Raw genomic sequence first — 2,121 nt, 5'->3', positions numbered from 1 at the left:
CCGTTTGGCTGCGGGCATGGGGCAGCGTGCTTGTCGGTCTGCTGCTGTGGGGGCTGCTGTCCAGCCAGGCGGTGGGGCCCAGGGCATCGAGCTGCCCGCGCTGTCCGTCAGCCGCAGTGAAGGCGGGCTGAACCTGGACTTCGAGGTGCGCCTGGCCCCGGGCCGCACCGTCGAGGATGCGCTGCGCCGCGGCGTGCCGGTCTACTTCACCGCCGAGGCCAAGGTCTTCCGGCCGCGCTGGTACTGGCGCGACGAGCGGGTGGCCAGCGCCACCCGCACCTGGCGCGTCTCCTACCAGCCACTCACCTCGTCCTGGCGGGTCAGCCTGGGGGCGTTCAGCCAGTCCTTCCAGTCGCTCGATGGCGCGCTGGGCGCTGTCTCTCGGGCCAGCAACTGGCGCATCGCCGATGCCGACCAGGTCGACGCCACGGACAAGTACTACGTCGAGTTCAGCTACCGGCTGGACAACAGCCAGCTGCCCCGGCCGCTGCAACTGGACCTGACCGTCCAGTCCGACTGGCGCCTGTCGGTCGACCGCACGCTGCGCCTGGAGTGAGCCGATCGTCCGGCCCATGCCCATGAAACGTTCCGCCATGTGGGTCTGGGCCATCGGCCTGCTGGTGATCGCCGGCACGGGGCTGGTCCTGTCCTTCGTGCTGTCGCTGGTGGCCCAGCGGCCCCTGGGCTACGAGCAGCAGTTCGTCTGGCTCTTCTGGGTCAACGTGGGTGTGGCGGCCCTGCTGGTGATGGTGCTGCTGGCCGCCGCGGTGCGCCTGGCCGTGCGCCTGCGCCAGCGCAAGTTCGGCAGCCGCCTGCTCTTCAAGCTCGCCGGCATCTTCGCGCTGGTGGGGGTGTTGCCGGGGGCGCTCATCTACACGGTGAGCTACCAGTTCGTCTCCCGCAGCGTGGAAGCCTGGTTCGACGCCGGGGTGGAGCGCGCGCTGGACGCCGGCCTGGCCTTGGGCAAGGGCACGCTGCAGGCCCTGTCGGCCGATCTGGTCGCCAAGACCCGCAATGCCGCGGACCGGCTGGCCGAATCGACCGAACCCGAGCTGCTGGGGCTGGAGCGGCTGCGCGAGCAACTGGGCGCGCGCCAGGCGGCCCTGGTGTCGGCCAACGGCCAGGTGCTGTCCAATGCCAGCACCAGCACGGCCCTGGGGCTGGAACGTCCGGCGGCCGGCCTGCTGCGCGAGGCGCGGCTCAACCAGTCGGCCAGCCAGATCGAAGGCCTGGAGGACGATGTCAGCAGCGCCGAATCGGCCCCCCAGGCCCAGCTGCGGGCCCTGGCCCGCCTGCCGGACACGCACTTCAGCCTGTCCCAGCGCGAGGACCGCTACCTGATGGTGGTGCAGCCGCTGCCGCGGGCGCTGACCAGCAATGCCCTGATCGTGCAGGCCGCCTACCGCGAATACCAGCAGCGCCACATCGCCCGTGACGGGCTGCGCCGCATGTACATCGGCACGCTGACGCTGTCGATGGTGCTCTCGGTGCTGGGGGCCGTGGTGCTGGCCGTGCTGCTGGGCAACCAGCTGGCCCGTCCGCTGCTGCTGCTGGCCGAGGGCATGCGCCAAGTGGCCGCGGGCGACCTGGGGGCCAAGCCGGTCTTCACCTCGCGCGACGAAATCGGCGAGCTCACCCGCACCTTCGCCGACATGACCGAGCAGCTGGGCAGCGCCCGCTCCCAGGCCGAGCGCAGCATGAAGCAGCTTGACGGCGCCCGGGCCCGGCTGCAGACCATCCTGGACAGCCTGACCGCCGGCGTCATCATGTTCGACCGCGCCCAGGCCATCGACACCGTCAACCCCGGCGCCACCCGCATCCTGCGCGCGCCCTTGTCGGCCTATGTGGGCCGTTCACTGGGCGAGGTGCCCGGCCTGGCGGACTTCGCCTCGGCCATCTGGCGCCGCTTCGACCTGCTGGACAGCAGCCCCGAGGCCGGTGAGCGCGACCACTGGCAGGAGTCCTTCGAGCTGCCGCTGGGCGAAGCCGCCATCACCCTGCTGGTGCGCGGGGCCAAGCTCCCGGGGCGCGCGCGCCTGGTGGTGTTCGACGACATCACCGAAGTCGTGTCGGCCCAGCGCAGCGAGGCCTGGGGCGAGGTGGCCCGCCGCCTGGCCCACG

General features: G+C 71.7%; 2 protein-coding genes. Both read left to right on the top strand.

Annotated elements, in window-relative coordinates; all coding sequences use genetic code 11:
- Positions 1-556 (top strand): DUF4390 domain-containing protein (locus I73_RS28030; RefSeq protein WP_306304234.1); only part of this gene is annotated, 556 nt, incomplete at its 5' end.
- A gap of 22 nt (positions 557-578) precedes the next feature.
- A partial coding sequence (locus I73_RS28025; protein ID WP_040500389.1) for a HAMP domain-containing protein occupies positions 579-2,121 on the top strand: 1,543 nt, incomplete at its 3' end.

The sequence above is a fragment of the Ideonella sp. B508-1 genome, from assembly GCF_000333615.1.
Lineage (GTDB): Bacteria > Pseudomonadota > Gammaproteobacteria > Burkholderiales > Burkholderiaceae_C > Ideonella.
The sequence above is the reverse complement of the archived record's forward strand: the minus strand, read 5'-3'. Positions and strand labels throughout refer to the sequence as shown.